The 24,704-nt window shown below is 53.6% G+C and carries 26 protein-coding genes; 12 read left to right on the top strand and 14 right to left on the bottom strand.

Translation table 11 applies throughout. From position 1 onward, the window contains the following. The 3 genes from ACLQ7H_RS02900 to ACLQ7H_RS02890 all read right to left on the bottom strand — a co-directional run. Window positions 1-479, bottom strand: a 479-nt coding sequence (locus tag ACLQ7H_RS02900; protein ID WP_411751378.1) for a helix-turn-helix domain-containing protein, incomplete at its 3' end; no start/stop codon positions are given. Between the two features lie 160 nt (window positions 480-639). Further along, window positions 640-2,286, bottom strand: a complete 1,647-nt coding sequence (gene fumA / locus ACLQ7H_RS02895; protein WP_024484031.1) for a class I fumarate hydratase FumA — start codon at window positions 2,284-2,286, stop codon at window positions 640-642. Between the two features lie 360 nt (window positions 2,287-2,646). Beyond that, the gene (locus ACLQ7H_RS02890; protein ID WP_411751377.1) at window positions 2,647-4,608 is read right to left on the bottom strand and encodes a peptidase U32 family protein; all 1,962 of its coding nucleotides are present in this window, start codon (window positions 4,606-4,608) and stop codon (window positions 2,647-2,649) included. Between the two features lie 149 nt (window positions 4,609-4,757). Here ACLQ7H_RS02890 and ACLQ7H_RS02885 point away from each other — a divergent pair, with 149 nt between their 5' ends. The 6 genes from ACLQ7H_RS02885 to ruvX all read left to right on the top strand — a co-directional run bounded on the left by ACLQ7H_RS02885 (window position 4,758) and on the right by ruvX (window position 8,906). Next, window positions 4,758-5,258 carry a SprT family zinc-dependent metalloprotease gene (locus ACLQ7H_RS02885; protein ID WP_411751376.1) on the top strand — a complete coding sequence of 167 codons (501 nt, stop codon included), beginning with the start codon at window positions 4,758-4,760 and terminating at the stop codon, window positions 5,256-5,258. Between the two features lie 114 nt (window positions 5,259-5,372). Next, a complete protein-coding gene (endA, locus tag ACLQ7H_RS02880) occupies window positions 5,373-6,071 on the top strand; it encodes a deoxyribonuclease I (RefSeq protein WP_411751375.1) in 699 nt (232 codons plus the stop codon). A gap of 68 nt (window positions 6,072-6,139) precedes the next feature. After that, window positions 6,140-6,871, top strand: coding sequence for a 16S rRNA (uracil(1498)-N(3))-methyltransferase (gene rsmE / locus ACLQ7H_RS02875; protein ID WP_411751374.1), 732 nt, complete (start codon window positions 6,140-6,142; stop codon window positions 6,869-6,871). 33 nt (window positions 6,872-6,904) lie between these two features. Beyond that, on the top strand, window positions 6,905-7,855 hold the full coding sequence (gshB, locus tag ACLQ7H_RS02870; protein ID WP_411751373.1) for a glutathione synthase: 951 nt from the start codon (window positions 6,905-6,907) through the stop codon (window positions 7,853-7,855). A 65-nt stretch (window positions 7,856-7,920) separates the two neighbouring features. Continuing rightward, window positions 7,921-8,484 (top strand): YqgE/AlgH family protein, encoded by a 564-nt coding sequence (locus ACLQ7H_RS02865; RefSeq protein WP_411751372.1) that lies wholly within the window; start codon window positions 7,921-7,923, stop codon window positions 8,482-8,484. Next, entirely contained in the window at window positions 8,484-8,906 is a 423-nt protein-coding gene (gene ruvX / locus ACLQ7H_RS02860) for a Holliday junction resolvase RuvX (protein ID WP_021179674.1), read from the top strand. Before ACLQ7H_RS02865 ends, ruvX begins: the two co-directional genes overlap by 1 nt. Here the strand turns inward: ruvX and ACLQ7H_RS02855 are convergent. The 5 genes from ACLQ7H_RS02855 to ACLQ7H_RS02835 form a co-directional block, all read right to left on the bottom strand. After that, window positions 8,869-11,037 (bottom strand): fimbria/pilus outer membrane usher protein, encoded by a 2,169-nt coding sequence (locus ACLQ7H_RS02855; RefSeq protein WP_411751371.1) that lies wholly within the window; start codon window positions 11,035-11,037, stop codon window positions 8,869-8,871. The genes ruvX and ACLQ7H_RS02855 overlap by 38 nt on opposite strands. 83 nt (window positions 11,038-11,120) lie before the next feature. Next, the gene (locus ACLQ7H_RS02850) at window positions 11,121-11,564 is read right to left on the bottom strand and encodes a DUF1090 domain-containing protein (RefSeq protein ID WP_411751370.1); all 444 of its coding nucleotides are present in this window, start codon (window positions 11,562-11,564) and stop codon (window positions 11,121-11,123) included. A gap of 122 nt (window positions 11,565-11,686) precedes the next feature. After that, window positions 11,687-15,202: an ATP-binding protein gene (locus ACLQ7H_RS02845; protein ID WP_411751369.1), complete on the bottom strand. Its 3,516-nt coding sequence runs from the start codon at window positions 15,200-15,202 to the stop codon at window positions 11,687-11,689. Continuing rightward, window positions 15,195-15,827, bottom strand: a complete 633-nt coding sequence (locus tag ACLQ7H_RS02840) for a response regulator (RefSeq protein ID WP_411751368.1) — start codon at window positions 15,825-15,827, stop codon at window positions 15,195-15,197. Before ACLQ7H_RS02840 ends, ACLQ7H_RS02845 begins: the two co-directional genes overlap by 8 nt. Window positions 15,828-16,028: 201 nt before the next feature. Further along, window positions 16,029-17,021, bottom strand: coding sequence for a type IV pilus twitching motility protein PilT (locus ACLQ7H_RS02835; protein ID WP_411751367.1), 993 nt, complete (start codon window positions 17,019-17,021; stop codon window positions 16,029-16,031). Window positions 17,022-17,041: 20 nt separating this feature from the next. Here ACLQ7H_RS02835 and ACLQ7H_RS02830 point away from each other — a divergent pair, with 20 nt between their 5' ends. From ACLQ7H_RS02830 to hemW, 6 genes are all read left to right on the top strand, one after another. After that, a complete protein-coding gene (locus ACLQ7H_RS02830; protein ID WP_411751366.1) occupies window positions 17,042-17,755 on the top strand; it encodes a YggS family pyridoxal phosphate-dependent enzyme in 714 nt (237 codons plus the stop codon). 10 nt (window positions 17,756-17,765) lie between these two features. After that, window positions 17,766-18,587 (top strand): pyrroline-5-carboxylate reductase, encoded by an 822-nt coding sequence (proC, locus tag ACLQ7H_RS02825; RefSeq protein ID WP_411751365.1) that lies wholly within the window; start codon window positions 17,766-17,768, stop codon window positions 18,585-18,587. 81 nt (window positions 18,588-18,668) lie between these two features. Continuing rightward, a complete protein-coding gene (locus ACLQ7H_RS02820) occupies window positions 18,669-19,223 on the top strand; it encodes a YggT family protein (RefSeq protein ID WP_411751364.1) in 555 nt (184 codons plus the stop codon). Then, window positions 19,220-19,510: a DUF167 family protein YggU gene (yggU, locus tag ACLQ7H_RS02815; protein ID WP_024484043.1), complete on the top strand. Its 291-nt coding sequence runs from the start codon at window positions 19,220-19,222 to the stop codon at window positions 19,508-19,510. The genes ACLQ7H_RS02820 and yggU overlap by 4 nt, the downstream gene beginning before the upstream one ends. A gap of 17 nt (window positions 19,511-19,527) precedes the next feature. Beyond that, the gene (rdgB, locus tag ACLQ7H_RS02810) at window positions 19,528-20,124 is read left to right on the top strand and encodes an RdgB/HAM1 family non-canonical purine NTP pyrophosphatase (protein ID WP_411751363.1); all 597 of its coding nucleotides are present in this window, start codon (window positions 19,528-19,530) and stop codon (window positions 20,122-20,124) included. Then, window positions 20,114-21,265: a radical SAM family heme chaperone HemW gene (gene hemW / locus ACLQ7H_RS02805; RefSeq protein ID WP_411751362.1), complete on the top strand. Its 1,152-nt coding sequence runs from the start codon at window positions 20,114-20,116 to the stop codon at window positions 21,263-21,265. The genes rdgB and hemW overlap by 11 nt, the downstream gene beginning before the upstream one ends. Window positions 21,266-21,349: 84 nt before the next feature. Here hemW and ACLQ7H_RS02800 read toward each other — a convergent pair whose 3' ends face one another. From ACLQ7H_RS02800 to ACLQ7H_RS02775, 6 genes are all read right to left on the bottom strand, one after another. Further along, window positions 21,350-21,568 carry a hypothetical protein gene (locus ACLQ7H_RS02800; RefSeq protein WP_411751361.1) on the bottom strand — a complete coding sequence of 73 codons (219 nt, stop codon included), beginning with the start codon at window positions 21,566-21,568 and terminating at the stop codon, window positions 21,350-21,352. Further along, window positions 21,552-22,121, bottom strand: a complete 570-nt coding sequence (locus ACLQ7H_RS02795; RefSeq protein ID WP_411751360.1) for a hypothetical protein — start codon at window positions 22,119-22,121, stop codon at window positions 21,552-21,554. Before ACLQ7H_RS02795 ends, ACLQ7H_RS02800 begins: the two co-directional genes overlap by 17 nt. Window positions 22,122-22,283: 162 nt before the next feature. Beyond that, a complete protein-coding gene (locus ACLQ7H_RS02790; RefSeq protein ID WP_411751359.1) occupies window positions 22,284-22,616 on the bottom strand; it encodes a DUF2645 family protein in 333 nt (110 codons plus the stop codon). Window positions 22,617-22,722: 106 nt separating this feature from the next. Further along, window positions 22,723-23,439 carry a DUF2884 domain-containing protein gene (locus ACLQ7H_RS02785; protein WP_411751358.1) on the bottom strand — a complete coding sequence of 239 codons (717 nt, stop codon included), beginning with the start codon at window positions 23,437-23,439 and terminating at the stop codon, window positions 22,723-22,725. A gap of 40 nt (window positions 23,440-23,479) precedes the next feature. After that, on the bottom strand, window positions 23,480-24,403 hold the full coding sequence (glsB, locus tag ACLQ7H_RS02780; protein ID WP_411751357.1) for a glutaminase B: 924 nt from the start codon (window positions 24,401-24,403) through the stop codon (window positions 23,480-23,482). 80 nt (window positions 24,404-24,483) lie between these two features. Then, a partial coding sequence (locus ACLQ7H_RS02775) for a 50S ribosome-binding protein YggL (protein ID WP_411751356.1) occupies window positions 24,484-24,704 on the bottom strand: 221 nt, incomplete at its 5' end.

Below are 24,704 nucleotides of genomic sequence, written 5' to 3'. Positions count from 1 at the left end.
GCGTGGGATTCACCCAACTGTTCAATATCGATGTGATAAGAATAATACTGACCGACCAGCGAGTAGCTGTCTGGTTTAACCTCAACATAGTCAATAGAGATATCGCTAGGTTGATTAAGCGACAGCGATTGCACCAGATGGCTGAAGTCACAATTCTGGGCCTTACGGTAGGCGCTAGGCGTGACAGAGAAGTGTTTTTTGAAACAGCGTGAAAATGTCTGTTGGGAGTCGAACTGATATTCCAGCGAAATATCCAGAATGCTTTTCTGCGTAAAGCGTAACGAGAAAGCCGCCAGATAGAGGCGACGGGCGCGAATATAAGCAGCAAGTGGCAGGTTGGTCTGCTGGCGGAACATGCGCTGCAGATACCATTTGGAGTAGCCGGATTTTTCGCAAACAATATCCAGTGAAAGTCGATTGCGTAGGTTATTTTCTATCCAGACCAGTAATTCTTTGATATGTGTTTCCTGCGTCACCATTACTTTTCCTAGCCAAATTTGTCCACGGCAATGGTATACAGATTTATTTATAGCGTCCAAAGCGACGACACTATTTTACAAAGACTGACGAATTCATCACAAACAGTGCAGCTTGTCACTCAAAGTACAAGCCGCCCACCAGGGGCGGCGATCAATCAGATTACTTCACACAGCGGGTACATTGCGATTCCTGGATCTTCTGGAAGAAATCATTACCTTTGTCATCTACCAGAATAAAGGCTGGGAAATCTTCCACTTCGATTTTCCAGATCGCTTCCATACCCAGTTCAGGATACTCCACGCACTCCAGGCTCTTGATGCTCTGCTGTGCCAGCACCGCCGCCGGGCCACCAATGCTGCCAAGATAGAATCCGCCGTGCTTGTGGCAGGCATCCGTCACCTGTTGGCTGCGGTTACCTTTGGCCAGCATGATCATGCTGCCGCCGTGTGACTGCAACAGATCGACATAGGAGTCCATGCGCCCTGCCGTAGTTGGCCCCAGAGAACCTGAAGCATAGCCTTCTGGCGTTTTGGCCGGGCCCGCGTAGTAGATCGGGTGATCTTTCACGTACTGCGGTAAACCTTCGCCACGATCCAGGCGCTCTTTCAGCTTGGCGTGGGCAATATCACGCCCAACGATGATGGTGCCGCTCAGGGAAAGGCGGGTAGACACCGGATACTGTGACAGCTGCTTGAGGATATCAGCCATCGGGCGGTTCAGATCCACCTTGATCGCTTCCCCTTCACCCGCGCGGCGCAGTTCCTGTGGAATAAATTTACCTGGGTTATGCTCCAGTTTCTCCAGCCAGATCCCCTCACGGTTGATCTTGCCTTTGATATTCCGGTCGGCGGAGCAGGAAACCCCCATCCCCACCGGGCAAGAAGCGCCGTGGCGTGGCAAACGCACTACGCGCACGTCGTGGGCAAAGTATTTGCCGCCAAACTGTGCACCCAGGCCCAAATTCTGGGCTTCTTTCAGCAGTTCCTCTTCCAGCGCCACATCGCGGAACGCCTGGCCGTGTTCGTTGCCTTCGGTTGGCAACGCATCATAGTATTTGGTTGAAGCCAGCTTCACGGTCTTCAGCGTGGCTTCCGCCGAAGTACCGCCAATCACAAAGGCCACGTGATACGGTGGGCAGGCCGCGGTGCCCAGAGTACGCATCTTGTCGACCAGATAGTCTTTCAACTTACCTGGGGACAGCAGCGCCTTGGTTTCCTGATACAGATAGGTTTTGTTGGCCGAACCACCGCCCTTGGCAATACACAGGAACTTATACTCGTCACCATCCACGCTGTAGAGATCGATCTGCGCTGGCAGGTTGCTGCCGGTATTGACCTCCTGGTACATATCCAGCGCGGCGTTTTGCGAATAGCGCAGGTTGTCTTCAATAAAGGTGTTGTATACCCCACGTGACAGGGCTTCTTCGTCCCCGCCACCGGTCCAGACGCGCTGGCCCTTTTTACCCATGATGATCGCCGTACCGGTATCCTGGCAGGTTGGCAAAATACCCTTGGCGGCGATTTCTGAGTTACGCAAAAATTGCAGCGCAACGTACTTGTCGTTCTCACTGGCATCGGGGTCGTTGAGGATATCCGCCACCTGCTGCTGGTGCGCAGGGCGCAGCATGAACGAGGCGTCGTGGAAAGCGTGCTGGGCGAGCAGGGTCAGGGCTTGAGGGTCAACCTTGAGGACTTCCTGGCCGGCAAATTCGCCGACGGAAACGTGGTCACGGCTTAGCAGATAGTATTCGGTATCGTCTTTCTTCAGCGGGAACGGATCTTGATAATGGAACGGTTTATTCGACATTGATCTCTCACTTGCAACATCAGCTGCGTTAAATTCACACTTACCCAGCGTGCTCGGGGCGCGCTGCGTCAAAAAAACTCCCCACACCTTACGTATTTTTAGGTAGTCAGTTATTGCGCCAAATCGCAAAATAACCTCTATTAACGTAGGGACTTAACGCTGGCGATGTTTTTCTGACCTCATCCGGTGAGAACTGCGGGTACAGACTCATCATGCACGGATTATTATCCCGCAGTTAACACAATGATTACAATCTGTGTGAGTCGATCGGCTTATCATTGTGGGAAAATAGCGTTGCGACAATTGCCTTGCTGCCTCATGTCCACACCAAGCCGTTTTCATCAAAAACCTGGTATACGGCTATTTTTTCTTCCCCGGTAGAGTCGCCTTGAGCTCCTCTACCGAGATACCTCCTGCCACACTCCCCGGCACTGGCATCCGCAAAATATGATTTTTGATCTTGCCAATCACATGCATCTCACATGGCTTGCAGTCAAACTTCAACGTCAACACCTCACCCTGATGTACCAACTGCATCGGCGATGCCCTCCCCTTCACACCCTGCACACCCTTGGCCTGTTTAGGGCAGAGGTTGAAGGCGAAGCGCAGGCAGTGCTTGGTGATCATTACCGGTACATCCCCTTTTTCTTCGTGCGCCTCGAAGGCGGCATCAATCAATGTGACACCATAACGCTGGTAGAACTTACGCGCCTTCTGGTTATAAACATTGGCAAGAAACGTCAGGTGCGTATCCGGATAAACCGGCGGCGGGACGGAAACCGGTTTGCGGTCGCCGCGTTCGTTTACCGCCAGGCGTGCGGCGTCCAGCGCTTCCACCGCATCGCGGCGCAGTTGGTTGAGCTGGCTGTTGGGTATGAAGCAAACCATCGGCAGATCAATATGAACGTCACGCGGGTAATAAAGGCTTTGCCCCAGTTTGCTCAGTCCGTCACGCAGTGTGACAAGCGCTTTCTCCGGCTGGTTGGCGGCGCCGAATTCGCCCTGCAGCGTATGGCTGACGCTGATGCCCTCTTCGCTGATCAGGGTTAGCGTCACTCCGTCGCTGCTTTGTGTCAGCAAAACATCGACGGCTACGCGGCGTTCCGATGAGGTTTTTAGCAGCGCCTGTTGCCAGTTGTGATCGAGGTTACGATTAAGTGGATGATTTGGGCGCAGCTTATCCAGACCTGCCGGCATTTCGTTAGGCCAAACCCGGTAGCGCCCTTCAGCAATTTTATCCGCCTTATTAGCACGGAAGCCGACGATATCGCGCTTGATCAGCACGTTAAGTCCATCACCGTTGGTCAGCGATTCTTTTACTTCCACGTCCAGATGATCTTTACCCACCTTTAGCACCTCTCCTATAGGCAGGCCAATGAACTTGGGTGAGTCAAAGGCACCAATATCCATCTGGCGTTCGTTAACGAAGTAATCGGTACTGCCACGGTGGAAGGTTTTATCCGGCGACGGAATAAAAAAGTGTTCCGTGCGACCTGATGATGCCGGCGTCAGATCGGAACGATCGTTGAGAATGGCATCCAGGTGCTGACGATAGTACGCAGTGATGTTTTTCACATAGCTCATATCCTTATAACGCCCTTCAATCTTGAATGAGCGAACACCGGCGTCGATCAACGCCGTCAGGTTGCGGCTTTGATCGTTGTCTTTCATCGACAGCAGATGCTTTTCATACGCAACTACCCGCCCCTGCTCATCTTTCAGGGTGTAAGGAAGCCGGCACGCCTGCGAACAGTCGCCACGGTTGGCACTGCGTCCGGTCTGGGCGTGGGAAATGTTACACTGGCCGGAGAAGGCCACGCACAACGCGCCATGGATGAAAAACTCGACGGCGGCGTCAACGTTGTCACTGATAGCTTTTATCTGAGTGAGATTCAGCTCACGCGCCAATACCAACTGGGAAAAACCGGCATCGGACAGGAAACGAGCCTTCTCTACGCTACGGATGTCGGTCTGGGTACTGGCATGTAGCTCAAAGGGTGGAATATCCAGCTCCAGGATCCCCATATCTTGTACGATAAGCGCATCGACTCCGGTTTCATACAGTTGATGGATCAAGCGGCGTGCCGGCTCCAGCTCGTTGTCATGCAAAATGGTGTTGAGGGCGATGAACACTTTGGCCCGGTAGCGGCGGGCAAATTCAACCAGTCCGGCGATATCGCTCAGGCTGTTGCCAGCATTATGGCGGGCGCCGAAACCTGGGCCACCGATATAGATCGCATCGGCCCCGTGCAAAATAGCCTCACGGGCGATACCTGCATCGCGGGCGGGGCTGAGCAATTCAATCTGGTTAGGTAAAAGCATGGTTATCGCCGTTAGGGTAAGGGGGAAAATCGCTGCTATTGTAGACACAAGCATCGTACATACAAGCCTTGCGTGACGGTTAAGAGCCCATATACTTTTCCTTACTGCCCCGTTGCCAGCCACCGCGTCATTGCTTAAGCTAGCGCCCTATGAACAGAGTAAGAATCCCCATTGCGCTGCAACAAGCGGTGATGCGTTGCCTGCGCGACAAGTTACAGCTGGCGCAGCAGCATTTTGCCGTCGAGTTCCCTGAGCCCAAGATCCTGTATCAACAACGCGGCACCAGCGCGGGTACCGCCTGGCTGCAAGCCTGGGAAATCCGCCTTAATCCGGTGCTGCTGATGGAAAACCAACAGTCGTTTATCGACGAAGTGGTCCCCCATGAATTGGCTCATCTGCTGGTGTTCCGTCAGTTTGGCCGCGTACCGCCACATGGCCGGGAATGGCGCTGGATGATGGAAAGCGTATTGCAGGTTCCCGCCAGCCGTACCCACCAGTTTGAGACCCGTTCGGTACAAAGCAAAACCTTTCCCTACCGCTGCCATTGCCAGCAACATCAACTGACCCTGCGCCGCCATAATCGAGTGATGCGCGGCGAGAGTGAATACCACTGCCGCCAGTGCGGTGAAAAACTGGCATTTTCCGGTTAACTAAAGCCGTTAACAAAAATATTTACAAGCAAAAACAATCCACTACCTGCGGTTGCTACTGCCAGTGACTTCCGTTACCCTGCCTGCCTTTCCAATTTTGAGCTGTTTTGGAATATGCATCGCAAAATTTTATTTTTGGTCGTCTTGACGGCCTCTAGCGGCGCGCTGGCTAAGGGAATTAATAACTTTACTCAGGCCAAGGCCGCCGCTGCCAAAATCAACCAGGACGCTCCCGGCAGCTTTTACTGTGGCTGCAAGATCGACTGGCAAAGTAAGAAAGGCATTCCCGATCTCGGAAGCTGCGGCTATCAGGCGCGTAAAAATGCCCAACGCGCCGGGCGTATCGAGTGGGAACATGTGGTTCCGGCCTGGCAGTTCGGCCATCAGCTACAGTGCTGGCAGCATGGCGGGCGTAAAAACTGCAACAAGGATCCGGTTTATCGCCGGATAGAGATCGATCTGCACAACCTGCAGCCCGCCATCGGCGAAGTGAACGGCGATCGTAATAACTTCATGTACAGCCAGTGGCGGGGTGGTGAAGGGCAATACGGACAGTGCCAAATGAAGGTGGACTTCAAGAACAAACAGGCCGAGCCACCGGCTCGTGCGCGGGGTGCAATCGCCCGAACCTACTTCTATATGCGCGATCGCTACCAACTGCCGCTTTCACGCCAGCAAACCCAGCTGTTTGAAGCCTGGAACCGCCTGTATCCGGTCAGCGCCTGGGAATGTCGACGTGAAGCACGCATCGCCATGGTACAAGGGAATCACAACCCTTATATTCAACAGGCTTGTCAGCAGCAAAAAGGCTGACCTACTATAGTGTTTTCGCGTTGCCCATCGGCAGCGCCGTTTCGTTGAGCCAGGATCTGACAATCATTATGCGTAAACCCCGCATTTACCATCCAGAGCCCTTGAACGCCAGTGCAGAAATTGCATTGAGCGAGGATGCCGCCAATCATGTCGGCCGCGTGCTGCGAATGAGTGCCGGCCAGGCACTGCAACTGTTCGATGGCAGCAACCAGGTATTTGAGGCAGAAATCACCCGGGTGGATAAAAAGAACGTGCTGGTTCAGATCAACGCCGGGCAACGGGAAGATCGCGAATCTCCGCTCAACTTACATCTTGGCCAGGTGATCTCGCGTGGCGAAAAGATGGAATTCACCATCCAGAAATCCATTGAGTTGGGGGTGAACGTGATCACTCCGCTATTTTCCGAGCGCTGCGGCGTTAAACTCGACGGTGAGCGCCTGGAGAAAAAACTCCAGCAGTGGCAAAAAATCGCCATCGCGGCCTGCGAGCAATGCGGTCGCAACCGCATTCCGGAAATCCGCCCAGCGATGTCTCTGGAACACTGGTGCGCCGAGCAGGACGATAGCCTCAAGCTGAACCTGCATCCACGCGCCAGCCAAAGTATCAATACTCTGCCGCTGCCGGTGGTGAGCGTACGTCTGCTCATTGGACCAGAGGGCGGATTATCCGCCGAAGAAATTGCCATGACCACAGACTATGGATTTACTGATATCCTGCTGGGGCCACGCGTTTTGCGTACAGAAACCACCGCGCTCACCGCAATTACCGCTTTGCAGGTCCGTTTCGGCGACCTGGGCTAAGGACCTGTCTTCACAGGTTCGTAAGGAGAAGAGATGATCAAGCTCGGCATCGTGATGGACCCTATCGCATCCATCAATATCAAAAAAGACACCAGCTTTGCCATGCTGCTCGAAGCGCAGCGCCGCGGCTGGGAACTGCATTATATGGAGATGAACGATCTCTATCTACATGCCGGTGATGGCCGTGCCCGCACGCGCCTGCTGAACGTGAAAGAAGATAAAGAAAGCTGGTTCAGCTTTGGCAGCGAGCAGGATCTGGCGTTGCGGGATCTGGACGTGATCCTGATGCGCAAAGATCCGCCGTTCGACACTGAATACATCTATGCGACCTACATTCTGGAACGGGCCGAAGTGAAAGGCACGCTGGTGGTCAACAAGCCACAGAGCCTGCGCGACTGTAACGAAAAGCTGTTCACCGCCTGGTTCCCGGAGCTGACGCCAGATACGCTAGTCAGCCGCAGCGCCGCCCATATTCGCAAATTCCACCAGCAGCACGGTGACATCATCCTCAAGCCGCTGGACGGCATGGGCGGAGCTTCAATCTTCCGCGTGAAGCAGGACGATCCCAACCTGTCGGTGATTATCGAAACCCTGACCGAACACGGCAGCCGTTTCTGCATGGCGCAAAACTTCCTGCCGGCCATCAAGGATGGAGACAAACGCATCCTGGTGGTGGATGGTGAACCGGTGCCTTACTGCCTGGCGCGTATCCCTGCCCAGGGCGAAACCCGTGGTAACCTGGCCGCCGGTGGCCGTGGTGAAGCGCGCCCACTGAGCGAAAGCGACTGGAAAATTGCCCGTGCGGTTGCCCCAACGCTAAAAGAGAAAGGGCTGATCTTTGTTGGCCTGGACGTGATCGGCGATCGTCTTACCGAGATCAACGTCACCAGCCCAACCTGCGCCCGTGAGATCGAAGCGGCATTCCCGGTTTCTGTCACCGGCATGCTGATGGACGCCATTGAAAAACGTCTGGCCACGAAGTAGGCAGACGACGCGCCCTCTCTCCTTGGGAGAGGGCAAGCATTTTACTTCCCAATTGAATTAACGCCATGAATTTACAGCACCATTTCCTGATTGCCATGCCCGCAATGCAAGATCCGCGCTTCAAACGTTCGGTGATATACGTTTGCGAACATAATGACGACGGAGCCATGGGATTAGTGATCAACAAGCCCGTGGAACATTTCACCGTGGAGACGGTGCTGGATAAACTCGATATCAAGCCTTCACCGCGCGATCCGGCGATCAGCCTGGATAAGCCAGTGTTCGCTGGCGGCCCGCTGGCTGACGATCGCGGCTTTATTCTGCATACCCCACGCAAAGGCTTTGGCTCCAGCATTCAAATCTCACCGGCCACCATGATCACCACCTCAAAAGACGTGCTGGAAACGCTTGGCACGCCAGATCAACCCACCGATGTGCTGGTGGCGCTTGCCTATGCGGGCTGGGAAAAAGGCCAGTTGGAACAGGAACTGCTGGAAAATGCCTGGCTGACCACCGAGGCCGATACCGACATTCTGTTCCACACGCCGATCGCCAACCGCTGGCGCGAGGCAGCCAACCGCCTTGGCATCGATATTCGCAGCATTGCCAGCCACGCAGGACACGCCTGATGACCAACCGCACCATTATCGCCTTCGACTTCGGGACCAAAAGTATCGGCGCAGCTATCGGCCAGGAAATTACCGGCACCGCTCGGGCGCTGGCGGCCTTTAAAGCGCAGGACGGTGTCCCTGACTGGCAGAAGATCGAACGCCTGCTGAAAGAGTGGCAGCCAGACCTGGTGGTGGTTGGCTTACCCTTGAATATGGATGGCACCGAACAGCCGCTGACCGAACGAGCGCGTAAATTTGCCAACCGGCTGCATGGCCGCTTTGGCGTGCAGATTGCGCTGCACGATGAACGCCTGAGCACCGTTGAGGCGCGCGCCAACCTGTTCGACCATGGGGGGTTCCGTGCACTGGATAAAGGCAGCGTCGATTCCGCCTCCGCCGTGGTTATTCTGGAGAGCTGGTTTGAGCAGCATCCGGGCTGATTTTTCGTGCCGGAGCAAAGCGGCTGAACATGATCGCACCGGCGGTAGGCACCACTTCCTGCTCCGATTCAGGCAACTCCAGCGTATCCGCTAACTCAAAGCTGTCCAACGTCAGACTGTTGATACGGTATGGCGTCAGATTGCCTACCAGTGCATAGCCCCGCCAATCGGTGGTGACGCCATACTGATTATCGATGCCAATCCCCGGCGTATCCGGCACGCTGACGATGGCCACGGTATCGCCTAACGTCTGCCCAAGCGTGAGTCCTTCCTGATGCGCCATCAGGCTGCCGGCAAGCTCCAGATTCTGCTGACGATAGCCAGCCCCTTGCGAATGACCTACCCGCAGATCGCCTGCGTTATATTGGTAATTGGCGCTCAGATCCTGGCTGCTGCCATAGCGTTGGCTCTGACTGGTGCTGGCGTTGTAGCTCAGGCTATAGTCGGCAAGCAGCGTGCCGCTGACGCCTATCCGCCGGCTGTCTGTCCGATCGTTAGCCAACGTATGATCATAGTTCAGCTTCATACGTGGTGCGCCCAGTGCATTCAACGGCAGCGAGAATGAGAGGCCCATTTGTGCCTGCTCTTTGCCATAAGAGGGGCGGTTATATTCCGCATACAGCGCAACGTCGACCTTACCCAGGCTGGCGCTGAAGCCCATCTCGACGCTGGTCTCGCCTCTTTGATTACCCCGCGTGGCCTCTCGAACCAATGTCAGGTAAAGGCTGTCTGAATCAGACAGATACTGGTTATAACGCGCCTCCAGGCGATACTTTTTTTCCTCGTCAAAGTCACCGACAAAAATGCCGTCTTCCCAGTCCCACCAATAGGTGCTCTGCTGGTCTATCACCGCGCTAAAGGTACGATAACGCTGGCGCGGATAATATTGCGCCATCAGGCTGAAGGAAGACTCCCAGGCCGGGAACGCCTTCGCGTAACGCACACGTGCCATGCCACCGGTATCCGGCGCTGAATGCCTTGGCTGGCGGGCAGACGAAAATGTGTAATCCGCCGAGATCGCTCCCCATTGGTTAAGGCTCTTGCCAATCCCGATTGCCGCGCTGCGATAAATATCCGCCCCCTGGAAACCACCATACAGCGTAACCTTCCCCGGGAGCCCATAGCTGAGAGAGGCCTGGGCAAAGCCTGGCTGCTCCTCTTCCATGCCGTAATAAGGTTGGTATTTACCCACCGAGGCGTCATAGCGCCACTGACCGGCGTAAACCAGGTTGGGCATGGAGGAGTAGGGGATTTTTCGTTCGGTTTCGGTACTGTCGCTTTCCCGTATCGTGACGGTAAGGTCCCCTTCGAGCGCGGGCGGATAGACGTCTTTCAACACAAAGGCTCCCGGGGAAACAAACGTCTGATAGATGACTTCACCGTTCTGGCGCACCCTCACCTCCGCATTACTGCGTGCGAAGCCGCGTACCCAAGGTGAAAACTGCCGCAGGCCATCCGGTAGCATTCGGCTATCCGATACCAGGCTGATGCCACGGAATCGGACGTTGTCGAACAAAACTGACGGCGTCACGCTGTCGCCCAAGGTCAGAGTGGCGCGCCACGCTTTGATATCCCGATAGGCTAACGCCCTTTCGGTATGCCAGGTAGGATTGCCCCAGGTTTCTTTCTGATAGACGGGCTCATAACGCAACCGCCAAGGGCCCACGTTTGCCCCGGTGGTGATATCGGCATACAGGCTGTCGTGCCGCTGCGTATCGCGATAGTTTTCGCCGGCATAATGGCCGTAATTGAACTGATAGTTAACAAATGCCGCATTGATACCGTCGTCCCAGCGGCTGGTCAACTTGCTATCACCCAGCATGCTAGCCGGGATATCTACCGTCAGCAATTGTGCTATCGGCTCATAGAACACCGCAATTTTTCGGGCACTCAATACGCCGGGCAGAATACAGCCCTCAGGGGTCGTTTCCATCACCATTGCGGTATCACGTATCCCCCACTCACGTAGCAATAGGGCATTAATACACGGCTGCTCATCCTGCCCCAGGTTAACGGCCACCTCGCCCTTATAGTTATCGTTAATAATGAGATAGACGTTATTTATTTCAGCTCTGGCACCGTTAACCAACAGGCCCAACGAAATAGCGGCAATATGAACAGTGGGTTTCATTCGTTCCCTGAGTGCTAACCACAATATTTATCCGACACAAAAAGAGGCGCATCTGCGCCCCTTAATAACCAAATCATGGCTGCTTATTTCTGTGCAGATGCCAGTTCAGCACGAGCCTGCTTCAGCTCTTGTTTGATTTCTTTTAGGTCAGCCTGCTTTTCTTGCAGTTTTCTCTGGTACTTAGCCACTTTCTTGGCGTCACCTTTAGCCTGAGCTTCGCGCAGGTCGGCTTTAATTTCCTGTACGTCTTGCTGCTTGTCAGCCAGTTTCTGTTCCAGCTTGGTGACTTTCTTCTGAGCGTCCTGCAGTACGCTACCGTTGGTGCAATGGGCATTAACTTCGCTCAGAGCACGCTTCAGACCCGCTACACGGTTGTAGTTACCGTACTTCTCAGCCTGTTGGATCTGATATTCGATCGCAGCACGTTTGGCGTTACAGTCGTAAGCCGCATTAGCCATGGTAGAGAAGCTGGCACCCAGAACCAAAACCAGTGGCAGAATCGCTAATTTAGTGTTGTTTTTCATCATATTATCCTTAAACGTTATGACACATGAGGAGCCCAAAAGCCCCCCTTCCTGTGCAACAAAGAATAAAATGATCCCGCTTACCTTAATATCTACAGAAGCCTTAATCACTCTGTAGGAAGGGACTATTCCCCTGTAGTCCGTTGTGCTTTCCTTAAGGTGCTGAGCAACCGTTGCGCTTCTCCCAGCACCGCCGTTGCGGTGGCCTGAACGGGGTTGTCATGCAATGACTGACAAGCTTGATTCAGCCTTTCAGCATTCACCAACCGGGCCGCACCAGCCAATTTATGGGCCAACGCCCGTATGTTTATCAGGTCCATCGGTTGTTGCTGAATATCCATGGCAAGTTGCGTGCAGTCTTCCTGCAAGCAATCCAACAGGGTTTGGATGAACTCTTGCAATACCTTTGGCTGACGCAATTCCACTGGCAAATCTTCCACAACGAATGCTGGCTCCTCTTCCCTGTGCCCCGCATCAGTCAGTGGCAGCGTAGCCAATTTCGCTTTTAATATGCTCAGGTTAACCGGCTTGAACAGGCAGTCATCCATTCCGGCCTGCAGACAAGCTTCGCGGGCACTTTCTTGCGCATTGGCCGTCAGCCCCCAGATCACCGTAGGAACGGAATGCTGTTCACCCTCGATGTGCCTGATTTGGCGACTCAGGCTGTAACCATCGCGTTCAGGCATCTGGCAGTCGGTAATGACCAGGTTGAAGCTCCCCTGCTCCAACAACTGCAGCGCCTGCTCCCCATCCCCAACCGCAATGGATTGATGACCAAGAAACTGCAACTGTTGAGCCAACAACATTCTGCCTGCAGGATGATCTTCAACGATCAGCACCCGCAGTTGGGATGATGCCGCCGGGATGGGTTCCTCCAGAGGAATTTGAGGGTGAAATTTTAGCAATCTCGCTACCGAAAGTAGCACGGTGACGTCGCTGCCAATACCGACCTCACTGTTCAAGACGATGGTCCCCCCCATCATCTCCACCAGCTTGCGGCAAATATACAGCCCAAGCCCTGTTCCGCCTGTCTCCCCATTGCCCTGAGTAAAGGGTTGGAAAAGACGTTCTTGAGTAACAACATCAATCCCCTTGCCCGTATCCGAAACACGTAGCCGCAGATCTGCTCGTTCTTCGCTAATCTGATCGACCGCTACGCTGAGCGTGACCTGCCCCTGCTCGGTAAACTTGATGGCATTACTCACCAGATTGGATAGCACCTGCTTAAAACGCATGGGATCAACTAACACATCGCCGGTGATCTCCGCGTCAATATCCAACCTGAACGCTAACCCCTTTTGTCGTGCCACACCGTCAAATAACATCGCCACGGCTTCAATCAGGCGACGGATATCTGCACGTTGTGGATGTAGGATCAGGCGGTCCGCCTCAATGCGTGAGATATCAAGAATGTCACCAATCAAGGCCAGCAGAGAATGTGCAGACTCGTGTGCGACACTCAGCAGCTCTCGATCTGAAGCTTCCTCCCGCTGCGGACGGTTCAGCAACAGCTCCAACATGCCGATAATGGCATTGAGCGGAGTACGGATCTCATGGCTCATGGTGGCCAGGAAGGTGGTTTTAGCCCGGTTGGCACTGTCAGCACGCTCTTTCGCCTGCTGTAACTGCGCAATCAGGCGATCGCGTTCGGTCACGTCGAACCACCCGCCGATTTTGCCTTCAGCACGCTGATCTTCGGTAATCAGCAATTGGCCCCACTGCTGCAAAGTGCGCGGCTGCCCCCCTAACTGCATGACAGATAAAGCCTGTTCCTGCTCACCGCCCCAGCCAATATCCATCGTGACAGGCAGTTGCAGTTGATAGTTTTCCAGTGAGCTACCAATCACCGTTTCTGCGGGGGCATTGATGGCATTAAAAAACGGCGCGTTTGCCATCACTATCTGGTCTTTCAGATTGGCGATGTAAATCGGCAATGGCACGCTATCGATGACCGCCTGGCAACGCTGCACCAGGCGGCGCTTACTGCGCAACCGGCTGATGACCAAGGCTATCACCAGCACTGCCAGCAACAGGGTTATCAGTAACCATGCTGTGGAATAACAGTGAGCAGGTGATTTTCCCTCCCCCAGAGTCCCTTCCAGCAGATAGGTATTGTTGTACCAATTGCTGGTCATCGCATGGATATCCTCTGGAGGAATATTCAGCAATGCCTTGTCGAGGATGGTTGCCAAGGGATACTCATTGTCAGAGACACCAATCACAAACCGCGCCGGTTCAATATCCAAAGCGCTCAGAATACTTAGCCCCAAGGAGGGATCCCGAGCCAGGAAATAATCGGCGCTGATCATCGGCAACACGAGTGCTTCAGCCTTTCCCGCTTTTAGCGCCTCAATACCGGCTTGGGGTGAAGGCACGGTAATTATCCGGCTATCGGGGTACTGTTCCCGCAAGAGGGCATGCAGAGGGTGCCCTGCGACCAGAGCAATCAACTGCGGAGGATCATGGTTAATCTGCTCCGGGATCCCCAGTAATACCCAGGAGTTGAATAAATAAGAACGAGTGGTCAGCAACCCGTTAGGCCAGATTGCATCTAGCGTCACGCCAGCGACAATGTCGGCCCTGCCAGTTTTCACCGCATTCAGGGAGTCTTGCAGTGATTGTGCGCGAATAATGTCAAACTTGAGCCCTATACGGCTAGAGATAGCCTCCATCACATCGGCCGTCAAACCACGGAACTCCCCCTGAACGTCGAAGAAGCCCAAAGGGGCGAAATCGCCATTAACGGCCAAGCGCACTCTGGGATGTTCTTCCACCCATTTTCTTTCCAGTGAGGTCAGCAGCAGGTGTTCTTCACCTTGTGACATGGGGATCCCCCCATTCCAGCGGCTTTGGATCTCTGCTTGAGTGCTTTCCGGGATGCTCGCTAAAATAGCGTTCAATATTCGCTGTAAACGCACATTCCCGCTGGCCATACCAAAGGAGAATCCTTTGATGTCCTGCTGCGGCAGTAGTTGCAAACGCAGATTGTTCAGGTTGCCCTGATTGATTAAATAGCGAGCCACCGTGGCATCACCGATAAAAGCGTCCAGCTTCTTAAACGACAATGCCTCCAGCGCCCGGCGCGGTATGTCAAAAACCTGATAATCCGCCGGAAAGCGCGCTACCAAGCTCTGATTACCGCCGTATAGGCGCTCGATAGCAATGCGCTTAGGGGGGTTCTGTTGCAGCAGACTGTCGGTGCGCACCACCAATGCCGGTGAGGCAGAGACATAAGGTGTAGACAGCAGCATTGCGGGATCGGCGACGGTTTTCGCAGCGACATTGCCGATCAGATCCACTTCTCCCTTATCCAGACTTCGCCGCAGGGCTGAGGCATCTTCGTAGTAACGCACCTTTATCTGTACATTAAGGTTATAGCCAACGATGCCCAGATAATCAGCATTGATACCCCCATAATCCCGGGTGCCACTGATGATATCAAAAGGAGAATAATTGGGGGCCGCGATGCCGAAAACCAGCACACGTTTACGGCGTAGCCATTGCCAATCATCACTGGTTAGCTCGGGTTCGGATAATTGAACCTGGCTACGGCTAAGCAGATTGGTTTCACGAAATGCGGGAACTTCCCCGGCGGAAACACCACAGCAAAAAAACAAAAGTATCAACAGCCATTTATTCATCGTCAGGTTGTTCACTCTGATGATGAAAAAAAGCCACCAAACCTTCCGTACTGCTAATTTTTAGCTTTTCCATCAGACGTGTCTTATAAGTGCTGATGGTTTTATTACTCAAAATCAGACGATCGGCTATTTCCTTATTGCTCAGCCCTTCAGACAAATAACGTAATACGGTCAGTTCACGATCGGAAAGGCGCGCAAGAATATTCTCATTTTTCAGCGATGCGTTAAGCAAAGGCATCAGCGTAGTCTGTGGAAAGCAGGCATAGCCTTGCAGCACCAACTGGCACAATGGAGCCAATTGACTGATATCCTGATCTTTGTTGAAAAAACCGCTAGCTCCGGCACGCAACGCTCTTTCTGCATAGCTCTCTGCGGACAGGCTGGTATATACCACCACTTTAATAGCACTGTCCACCTGGCGAATATGCTGTAGGATCTGCAGCCCATCCATTTTGTTCAGCATGATGTCAAGGATCACCAGCTGCGGCGTATTTTCCCTTATTCGCGCCATGGCATCCAGGCCGTTAGTCGCCGTCAGGATCGAGTCATTACCTAATGAAGATAAAATTGCTTTCACAGCGAAACAAATTGCGGGGTGATCGTCAACAATCAGCCAGGAACCCATAAGAACATCCTTGTTAATAATAATGGAAAAGTCCTAAAAAACACCAAGCATTAAAATAATCAAGAGACCTAATTATACTTCAACATAAACCGTCATTGAATTGTATTATCCCCTCCAGGTATATAAGAGCCATCTTAGAACCACAGCAGTTTTGACTGTAATTAAAAGCTGACGAGGGGGAATAGTTAATCGATTGTGGCATTATAATATTCCCTGTGCAACACGCTGTTGCAAACCCTGTTCAAAGGTTTGCATGCCTGACTGCGCACCGGTCTGCAATACGCTGACCAACTGATGGGTTTTACCTTCGCGGATCATGCTGCTCACCGCCGCCGTGGCCGTGAGGATCTCGTAAATGGCAACACGCCCTCCCCCCGGCTTACTCAGCAGCTTTTGCGCGATAACCGCCTGCAGGCTGCTGGCCAACTGGGCCCGAACATAGGCTTTCTCTTCCGCCGGGAACACATCCACCAACCGTTCCACCGCCTGTGGCGCACTGCGGGTATGCAAGGTAGCCAGGACCAAATGGCCGGTTTCAGCCGCGGTCAACGCCAGCCGAACGGTGGTGGTATCACGCAACTCCCCCAGCAGGATCACGTCTGGATCTTCACGCAGTGCGGCCCGCAACGCATCATCAAAACTGTGGGTATCCCGGCCTAACTCTCGCTGCTGGATTAGGGAACGCTGGCTACGATGGATAAACTCGATCGGGTCTTCCAACGTGAGAATATGGCGACGCTGATGCTGATTAATAAAGTCGATCATCGCCGCCAGCGTAGTCGACTTGCCGCTGCCGGTAGCACCGGTGACGAGTATCAAGCCATCTTCGCGCTGCAACAGCGCCGGAATAATTTCCGGAGTGGCCAGTGCGGCCAACGTTGGGCACTGGCTGGCGATCCTGCGTAGCGCCACGGAGACCCCGCCGTTCTGCAAAAAGAAATTGGCACGCAGCCGGGTGCCACCAGCTAGGGATAATGCCAGATCGAGCTGCCCCACCTGCTGTAGTTGCTGCCACATCGTCTGTGATAACTGCGTTTGGCACCATGCCGCCATCTGCTGTTGGGTGAGGATTTCCCCACTCTCCACGGCCTGGAGTTCACCATCAATACGTAACATTGGCAGATGGCCGGTACAAAGGTGCAGATCGGAGGCATTATGCTTTACACTAAGAGCCACAAATTCATCGATATCCATATCAATCTCCCGGGTTAATCATGAGCACTATCCAACAGAATCTGCAGGATGTCAGGAGCCGTATTGCAGCGGCCGCTCAAGACTGCGCACGCATTCCAGAAGAAGTGACATTGCTTGCAGTCAGCAAAACCAAACCTGCGGAGGCGATCGCACAAGCCATCGCCGCAGGCCAGCACGCGTTTGGCGAAAATTACGTGCAGGAAGGGGTAGACAAGATCCAGTATTTTGCCCAGCGGTCCGAAGGGGCTGGATTGGAATGGCACTTTATCGGCCCGCTGCAATCCAATAAAAGCAGGCTGGTGGCAGAGCACTTTGCCTGGTGCCACACCGTTGACCGCTTGCGTATTGCTCTGCGTCTGAGCGATCAGCGCCCCGCAGAAATGCCGCCGTTAAACGTGCTGATCCAGATAAATATCAGTGACGAACAGAGTAAATCTGGCATTGTATTGACTGAGCTGCCAGCGCTGGCAGAGGCGGTCGCCGCATTACCTAACCTGTGCTTGCGTGGGCTGATGGCCATCCCGGCCCCGGAACACGACTATCAGCGCCAGTTGGCGACATTCGGCCAGATGAACGACGCTTTCCAGCAGCTCAAGCAGCGCTATCCGCAGGTGGATACGCTGTCGATGGGTATGACAGATGATATGCAGGCAGCGATCGCCGCTGGCAGCACGATGGTTCGTATCGGCACCGCAATTTTTGGCGCCCGTGACTACTCGCACACCACCGTATAACGAGGATTGGATGCAACATCGTAAAATTACCTTTATTGGTGCCGGTAATATGGCTCGCGCTATCATTGCTGGCCTGGTCGCCGGTGGCTATCCGGCAGCCGCCATCAGCGTTTGCGCGCCGTCAGCAAAAAACCGTGACGCCCTGGCCGCTGAATATGGCATCAATAGCAGCGCAGATAACATCAGCTGTGCAAAACAGGCCGAGGTCGTGGTCCTGGCGGTGAAACCGCAAATGATGGCGCAGGTTTGCTTACCTTTACAGGAACAGGTCAATTTCTCCGGTAAACTGGTGCTGTCGATCGCTGCCGGTATTCTGGTGAGCCGTTTCTACCAAATGCTCGGTGAAGGCTTGAATATCGTGCGCATCATGCCCAATACTCCTTCGCTGGTCGGTAAAGGAATGAGCGGGCTGTATGCTCCCGAGCAGGTTAGCCAACAGGATCGTGATTATACTCGCGACCTGATGAGCTCGGTGGGTAAAGTCTGCTGGGTCGATGACGAAAACGGCATCAATGGCGTGATCGCCGCTGCAGGCAGTGCACCGGCCTATTTCTTCCTGTTTATGGATGCCATGCAGCAGGAAGCCGAACGTATGGGATTCAGCAGCCAGGCGGCACGCGATCTGGTGCAGCAGGCTGCTATCGGTGCTGCGGCATTGGCCGCCGCCAACCCGGAAATTTCACTGGCTACGCTGCGTGAGCAGGTGACCTCCAAAGGGGGCACCACCGCCGAGGCAATACGGGTGTTCAATGAACAACAGTTGCCAGAGACCGTTGCCAAAGCCATGCAGGCCGCCGTTGCCCGTGCGCAGGAAATGGAAAAATCATTTTAACTATGCCCGATGAGTTGCAGGCCGCTACGGCAGTTTGCGACCAAGGGGATAACCCAGAAGTTAAGGAGAAGGGTAACTTACATGCTAACGCTGACTTTCCTGGTCAAAACCGTCGTTGATATTTACGTGATGGTGCTGCTGTTGCGCATCTGGATGCAACTGACGCGCACTGACTTTTATAACCCGTTTTCGCAGTTTGTAGTGAAAATCACCCAGCCGATCGTCGGCCCACTACGCCGCATCGTTCCTTCGATGGGGCCGGTAGATAGCGCCTCATTGCTGTTGGCGTTCCTGTTGATGACCATCAAATATCCGCTGCTGCTGCTGATCCAGAGCGGTACCCTGTCACTCAGCCTGTACAACCTGCTGTTTGGCCTGATTTCCCTGATCAAATCCGTCGGCTATCTGATCTTCTGGGTGATGATCATTCGTGCACTGATGAGCTGGATCAGCCAGGGCCGCAGCCCGATTGATTATGTGATGCTCCAGCTTACCGAGCCTTTGATGGCCCCTATCCGCCGCGTGATCCCGGCGATGGGCGGGATTGATTTCTCCGCGATGGTGGTGATCCTGATCCTGTACCTGATCAACTACCTGGGGATGGATCTGTTTGGCGAGCTCTGGTTCCTGCTGTGAGTGCAGTTACTCCGCAGCTGGACGGGCTGGTGGTCAGGCTATATATTCAGCCCAAAGCCAGCCGCGATCAGATTATTGGCCTGCATGGCGACGAGATAAAAGTCGCCATCACCGCACCGCCGGTTGATGGCCAGGCCAATGCCCATCTCATCAAGTTTATCGCCAAGCAGTTCAAGGTGGCGAAAAGCAACGTGATCATCGAGAAAGGCGAACTGGGGCGGCACAAGCAATTGCGCATCCTCAACCCGCAACAGATCCCTGAGGCCATCGCGGCGCTCATCGAATAATTTCAAGGTATCTCTATATGCAAAAAATCGTTCTTGCCACCGGTAACCCCGGCAAAGTGCGTGAACTCGCCGAACTGCTGGCCGATTTTGGCTTTGATGTGGTAGCGCAAACCGAGCTTGGCGTAGACTCCGCCGAAGAAACCGGCCTGACGTTTATTGAAAACGCCATTCTCAAAGCCCGCCATGCCGCGCAGATCACCGGTCTGCCAGCGATTGCCGACGACTCAGGCCTGGCAGTCGATGCCTTGGGCGGCGCTCCGGGTATTTACTCTGCCCGCTATGCCGGTTTAGAGGCCAGTGACCAGCAAAATCTGGACAAGCTGCTGGTGACGCTGAAAGATGTGCCTGCGGGCAAGCGCGGTGCTCAATTCCATTGTGTGCTGGTGTATATGCGCCATGCGGAAGATCCAACTCCGCTGGTATTCCACGGTTGCTGGAACGGTGAGATCACTTTTGAAGCGGCCGGCGTTGGCGGCTTCGGTTACGATCCGATCTTCTATGTGCCAGAGTTGAGCTGCACCGCAGCAGAGCTGACGCGGGAAGAGAAAATTGCCATTTCCCACCGTGGCAAGGCGTTGAAGTTGATGCTGGAAGCGATGCGTAATGCCAGCTAACAGCGTACAACTGCCGCCGCTCAGCCTGTACATCCATATTCCCTGGTGCGTACAAAAGTGCCCATACTGCGATTTCAACTCGCATGCCTTAAAGGGCGAAGTACCGCACCAGGAATATGTCGACCATCTGCTGGCGGATCTGGATGCCGATTTGCCGCTCGCCAGCGGTCGTTCAATCAGCACCATCTTTATCGGCGGCGGTACGCCGAGCCTGTTAAGTGCCGAAGCCATGCAAGCACTGCTGGATGGCGTGCGTGAGCGTATTCACGTCGCTGATGACGCCGAGATCACCATGGAAGCCAACCCAGGCACCGTGGAGGCCGATCGCTTCAGCGGCTACCAGCGCGCCGGGGTGAACCGCATCTCGATTGGCGTACAAAGCTTTAGCGCCGAGAAGTTAACCCGTCTGGGGCGTATTCATGGCCCGGATGAGGCCAAACGCGCGGCGCATCTGGCAACCGGCCTGGGCCTACGTAGTTTCAATCTGGACCTGATGCATGGCCTGCCGGATCAGTCACTGGAAGAAGCGTTGGACGACTTGCGTCAAGCCATCGCCCTTAATCCACCGCATCTGTCGTGGTATCAGCTCACCATCGAGCCAAATACCCTGTTCAGCTCACGCCCGCCGGTATTGCCGGACGATGATGCGCTGTGGAATATCTTTGAACAAGGGCATGAGCTGTTGAGCGCCGCCGGTTATCAGCAGTACGAAACCTCGGCCTACGCCAAACCGGGTTATCAGTGTCAGCACAACCTCAACTACTGGCGTTTTGGCGACTATCTGGGGATTGGTTGTGGCGCACACGGCAAGCTGACCTTTGCCGATGGCCACATTCTGCGCACCGCCAAAACCAAGCATCCACGCGGCTTTATGCGGGGTGACTATCGGGACAAGCTGCATGAAGTCGAAGCGCACGATCGGCCATTCGAGTTCTTTATGAACCGTTTCCGCCTGCTGGAAGCTGCGCCACGCGCCGAGTTCGCCCGCTATACCGGGCTGGATGAGAGCGTGATACGCGCGCCATTGGACGAAGCACTGGCTAAAGGCTATCTGCTAGAGACACCGGAGTATTGGCAGATCACCGAGCATGGCAAACTGTTCCTGAATTCGCTGTTGGAACTGTTTTTGCAAGAAGAATAATTAACCTGTAGGGGGCGCCGTATGCTGCGCCCGTTTAGCTGCATGCTGCCTTCAATCTGAAAGGCTCCGCAAGAAACCCTTTGGTCAGATTTTCTGATATTCGCGTTTTAGCGTTAGCTGGCTGAGCTTGTTACGTAATAACGTAGCAGAAGATCTTTTCTGCCTTTCCTGAAGTTCATGACGAAGAACTTCTTCCGCATCAGCGTGGGGAGTCGTTGCAAGCTCAACAGTGGCAAGTGCTTGCAATAACTCTTTCTCATCTGCCCCAGCATGAGAGCGTATGGTTTTATGGCATAATGGCATAACAAGCCCTCCCATTTGATGTGTCTTTGTAAGCCTTTAGGGAATCAGGCAAGAGCTTTCTCGGCGTTCCTTTAGGAAGACCAGTACTTTTATTGTAGCGTGGTTCACTTTTTAACCCAAGTATATAATCATATGTCTCTTCGAGAGTCACGCTGCGTCCTTTATCGGCAATTTCGCCACTGGCCGCCTGGAAGACAAAACCGCCGACATCAAAAGCCTGGTAATGCGCAAGCATGGCTAAAGCGACTTGTTCCAATACGACGCCTCCGGCAAACCCGTTGAACTCAACGTGTCGGAAATCCCCAAAAGATTCAACATCAATATAAATGTCGAAGTAAACCTCAGACATGCCATTGCAGGGAAAAGGTGTATCTGGTGGCATATTGTAGCCAATATCCAAGAATTTCTGCTCAGTGGTTAAACTGCCAAAAACCGCTGTGTACACTCTTCCTCCAGCCACAAAAACATAGCTGTGATGAATACGATTGTCATAAACGAACTTCTTTCGTCTAAATCCGGGATCTTCAAGATACTTTTCTTCTTGTATTTCCATATACAGCCTCGAAAGAACTTCCATACTTTAAAAAACATCACCCAATCACTGATCAATCTCCGTGAATTGCTCCACAATGAATTTTTATTAATAAACCGTGAACTCACCATATCACAGGAGCCTCTGGTTGTAATACGTGGAATTTACGAGCCAAGTGGATTATCAACAATATAAAAACCGACCAAAGAATGCCCACCACCAGTAAATCACTAACAAGCTGGTTACTATTACTGGTATGAATCTTCGTTGCCTAACCCTATAAATAGAATATATGATTAGCGGAAATATAATCGCTGCAGTAAAGGGAATTCCAACATCACTGACATCATCAATATTAAAGTGCAGAATAACATCGCAGATATTTTCTATCCCCTCTTCTCCAATCGCCCATTCATACTCTATTACTGAAAATATCATTATGTAGAAAACGCATACGGGATAATAAAGGAAGATGAGAGGACTGAGCAGCTTGAGTACGGACTTGAGAGTATCCATGATTAAATCGCCTCGCAGAGGTCGTCGCGCTTCTCTGGCAGCAAAAAAGGTTCCGTCGAGTTAAGAGTGCAACTCTTAAAACAACGGAACCTGTTAACGTCAGACCTTAGTTCAACGCCTTGACCAGATCCTTACGCTGGGTTTCCAGCACCGTGACGCGGTTACACACGTCGCGACCAAAGTTCTGGAAGTCCTGCTCCTGATTGTTCCATTCGTTCTTGATGGCCTGCTGTAGCCCCCCCAGATTGCCCATAATCGCCTGCAACGGGTTGCCATTACTGTTGGACACCTGCTTGACGCCCATTTCGTTCAGGCTGTCCTGCAATACGCCGCCCATGCTCTGCTGCACGATATTGCGGCCATCCTGCTCCACCTGAGCGATCGCCTTGTGGTGGAACGCCAGACCGTCACTGCGGTGTTCAATGATACGGTTCATCTGTTGCTTCAACTGATCGTTGAGCGTGGTCAGACGGTTGCGTACATTGCTGTCAGTCCCCAATTGCTGAACAATGACTTTATCCAGCGCTACCCGCGCCTTTTCCAGATGCTGCTGCGCACCCTGATCGATCCAGGGTAAATCTTTACGCAACGCGTTCTGGTAGCTGAACGCCTTCTGGCGCTGGCTATCATTCAAGCTCAGCGCTTTGCCATCACGAGTGACATCGCCGTCGGCGGTGATTTGCAGGTTACCGCTGGCACCTACCACCTGCACGGTCTGTGGGCTGATAATCACGTCGTCCTGTGGTCTGACGCTGCACTGATACTCGGCATGCGCCTGTGAAGCCGTTAACAACAGCAAGGCCAATCCGGTTCTCTTTAACATAGTTTCTCCTGACTCCCTTCCAACCGCATGTGCGATGGAGTTAAAAAATCGAACGGCTAATGCGTTGAGACAACAGTTCTAGTGCCGCAGTTCCCGCCAATGAGTTACCGGATGCATCCAGCTCCGGCGACCAGACGACAATCGACAGTTCATCAGGGACGATGGCGATAATACCGCCCCCCACTCCAGACTTGCCCGGCATGCCAACCCGGTAAGCAAATTCGCCTGCGCCATCATACATACCGCTGGTCATCATCAAGGCGTTAATCTGCCGGGCCTGCAACGGGCTGATCACCTCTTCGCCATCCAGCGTCCGGCCCTGGTTAGCCAGGTAGACAAAGCTGCGTGCCAGCTCAACGCAGCTCATACGTAACGCGCAGTAGTGGAAATAGGTTTGCAGCACGGTCAGCACGTCATTGTCGAAGTTACCGAACGACTTCATCAGATAGGCAATGGCGGCATTGCGGTCGGAATGCTCAAATTCGGAGCGCGCCACGCGGATGTCATAGGATAGGTCATCAACGCCTGCCAGCTGGCGCACCACTTCCAGCATCCGCTGCTTGGGTGCACTAAGCCGGGTTTGCAACATATCGCATACCACCAGCGCCCCGGGGTTGATAAACGGGTTGCGCGGTTTGCCCTGTTCCATCTCCAACTGCAGCAGCGAATTAAACGGCAAGCCAGAGGGTTCTTTCCCCACCCGCTGCCAGATTTCACCTTCCTGATAACGCGTTAGCGCCAGCGTCAGGCTCAATACCTTGGAGATCGACTGGATTGAAAAGCGCTCCGTTGCGTCCCCGGCCTGAAACAGCTCGCCGTTAACGGTACAGACGGCGATCGCCAGCCGATCGGCGGCGACTTCTGCCAAAGCGGGAATATAGTCTGCAACCTTACCTTGCCCAATCAACGGGCGTACCTGTTGCAGGATCTCTTCCAACAACGCGTTATCTAATGTTGTTACCACCGCGCTCACGACTCCAGAAAGGACACCAGATAAAACAAAGGTGCCATTAAGGCACCTTCGGCAATGCTAATCGGACGGGATCAATCCCACCAGATGTCGAACAGATCGCTGGTTTTCACATCGTTCAGCTTGCGTGCTTCCAGCCAGTTTTTGATCAGCTCACGGTGTTCTTCAGTGCAATGACCAATCGTCTGCAGGCAGATCAAACCTTCCCACTGCAGATAGCCACTGCCGTCAAACGCCAGGCCGTTCGGCTCGATCACTTCCTCGATAAACGCGTCCAGGGTGCTGTCGATATCTT

The organism is Serratia sp. (in: enterobacteria) (assembly GCF_046715635.1).
Taxonomy (GTDB): domain Bacteria; phylum Pseudomonadota; class Gammaproteobacteria; order Enterobacterales; family Enterobacteriaceae; genus Chania.
This window is presented reverse-complemented; position numbering and strand designations above follow the sequence as displayed.

Excerpts from the sequence above, each read along its gene's own strand:
- fumA (WP_024484031.1), bottom strand. The coding sequence starts at position 2,286 with ATGTCGAATAAACCGTTCCATTATCAAGATCCGTTCCCGCTGAAGAAA.
- ACLQ7H_RS02890 (WP_411751377.1), bottom strand. The coding sequence starts at position 4,608 with ATGCTTTTACCTAACCAGATTGAATTGCTCAGCCCCGCCCGCGATGCA.
- ACLQ7H_RS02885 (WP_411751376.1), top strand. The coding sequence starts at position 4,758 with ATGAACAGAGTAAGAATCCCCATTGCGCTGCAACAAGCGGTGATGCGT.
- endA (WP_411751375.1), top strand. The coding sequence starts at position 5,373 with ATGCATCGCAAAATTTTATTTTTGGTCGTCTTGACGGCCTCTAGCGGC.
- rsmE (WP_411751374.1), top strand. The coding sequence starts at position 6,140 with ATGCGTAAACCCCGCATTTACCATCCAGAGCCCTTGAACGCCAGTGCA.
- gshB (WP_411751373.1), top strand. The coding sequence starts at position 6,905 with ATGATCAAGCTCGGCATCGTGATGGACCCTATCGCATCCATCAATATC.
- ACLQ7H_RS02865 (WP_411751372.1), top strand. The coding sequence starts at position 7,921 with ATGAATTTACAGCACCATTTCCTGATTGCCATGCCCGCAATGCAAGAT.
- ruvX (WP_021179674.1), top strand. The coding sequence starts at position 8,484 with ATGACCAACCGCACCATTATCGCCTTCGACTTCGGGACCAAAAGTATC.
- ACLQ7H_RS02855 (WP_411751371.1), bottom strand. The coding sequence starts at position 11,037 with ATGAAACCCACTGTTCATATTGCCGCTATTTCGTTGGGCCTGTTGGTT.
- ACLQ7H_RS02850 (WP_411751370.1), bottom strand. The coding sequence starts at position 11,564 with ATGATGAAAAACAACACTAAATTAGCGATTCTGCCACTGGTTTTGGTT.
- ACLQ7H_RS02845 (WP_411751369.1), bottom strand. The coding sequence starts at position 15,202 with ATGAATAAATGGCTGTTGATACTTTTGTTTTTTTGCTGTGGTGTTTCC.
- ACLQ7H_RS02840 (WP_411751368.1), bottom strand. The coding sequence starts at position 15,827 with ATGGGTTCCTGGCTGATTGTTGACGATCACCCCGCAATTTGTTTCGCT.
- ACLQ7H_RS02835 (WP_411751367.1), bottom strand. The coding sequence starts at position 17,021 with ATGGATATCGATGAATTTGTGGCTCTTAGTGTAAAGCATAATGCCTCC.
- ACLQ7H_RS02830 (WP_411751366.1), top strand. The coding sequence starts at position 17,042 with ATGAGCACTATCCAACAGAATCTGCAGGATGTCAGGAGCCGTATTGCA.
- proC (WP_411751365.1), top strand. The coding sequence starts at position 17,766 with ATGCAACATCGTAAAATTACCTTTATTGGTGCCGGTAATATGGCTCGC.
- ACLQ7H_RS02820 (WP_411751364.1), top strand. The coding sequence starts at position 18,669 with ATGCTAACGCTGACTTTCCTGGTCAAAACCGTCGTTGATATTTACGTG.
- rdgB (WP_411751363.1), top strand. The coding sequence starts at position 19,528 with ATGCAAAAAATCGTTCTTGCCACCGGTAACCCCGGCAAAGTGCGTGAA.
- hemW (WP_411751362.1), top strand. The coding sequence starts at position 20,114 with ATGCCAGCTAACAGCGTACAACTGCCGCCGCTCAGCCTGTACATCCAT.
- ACLQ7H_RS02800 (WP_411751361.1), bottom strand. The coding sequence starts at position 21,568 with ATGCCATTATGCCATAAAACCATACGCTCTCATGCTGGGGCAGATGAG.
- ACLQ7H_RS02795 (WP_411751360.1), bottom strand. The coding sequence starts at position 22,121 with ATGGAAATACAAGAAGAAAAGTATCTTGAAGATCCCGGATTTAGACGA.
- ACLQ7H_RS02790 (WP_411751359.1), bottom strand. The coding sequence starts at position 22,616 with ATGGATACTCTCAAGTCCGTACTCAAGCTGCTCAGTCCTCTCATCTTC.
- ACLQ7H_RS02785 (WP_411751358.1), bottom strand. The coding sequence starts at position 23,439 with ATGTTAAAGAGAACCGGATTGGCCTTGCTGTTGTTAACGGCTTCACAG.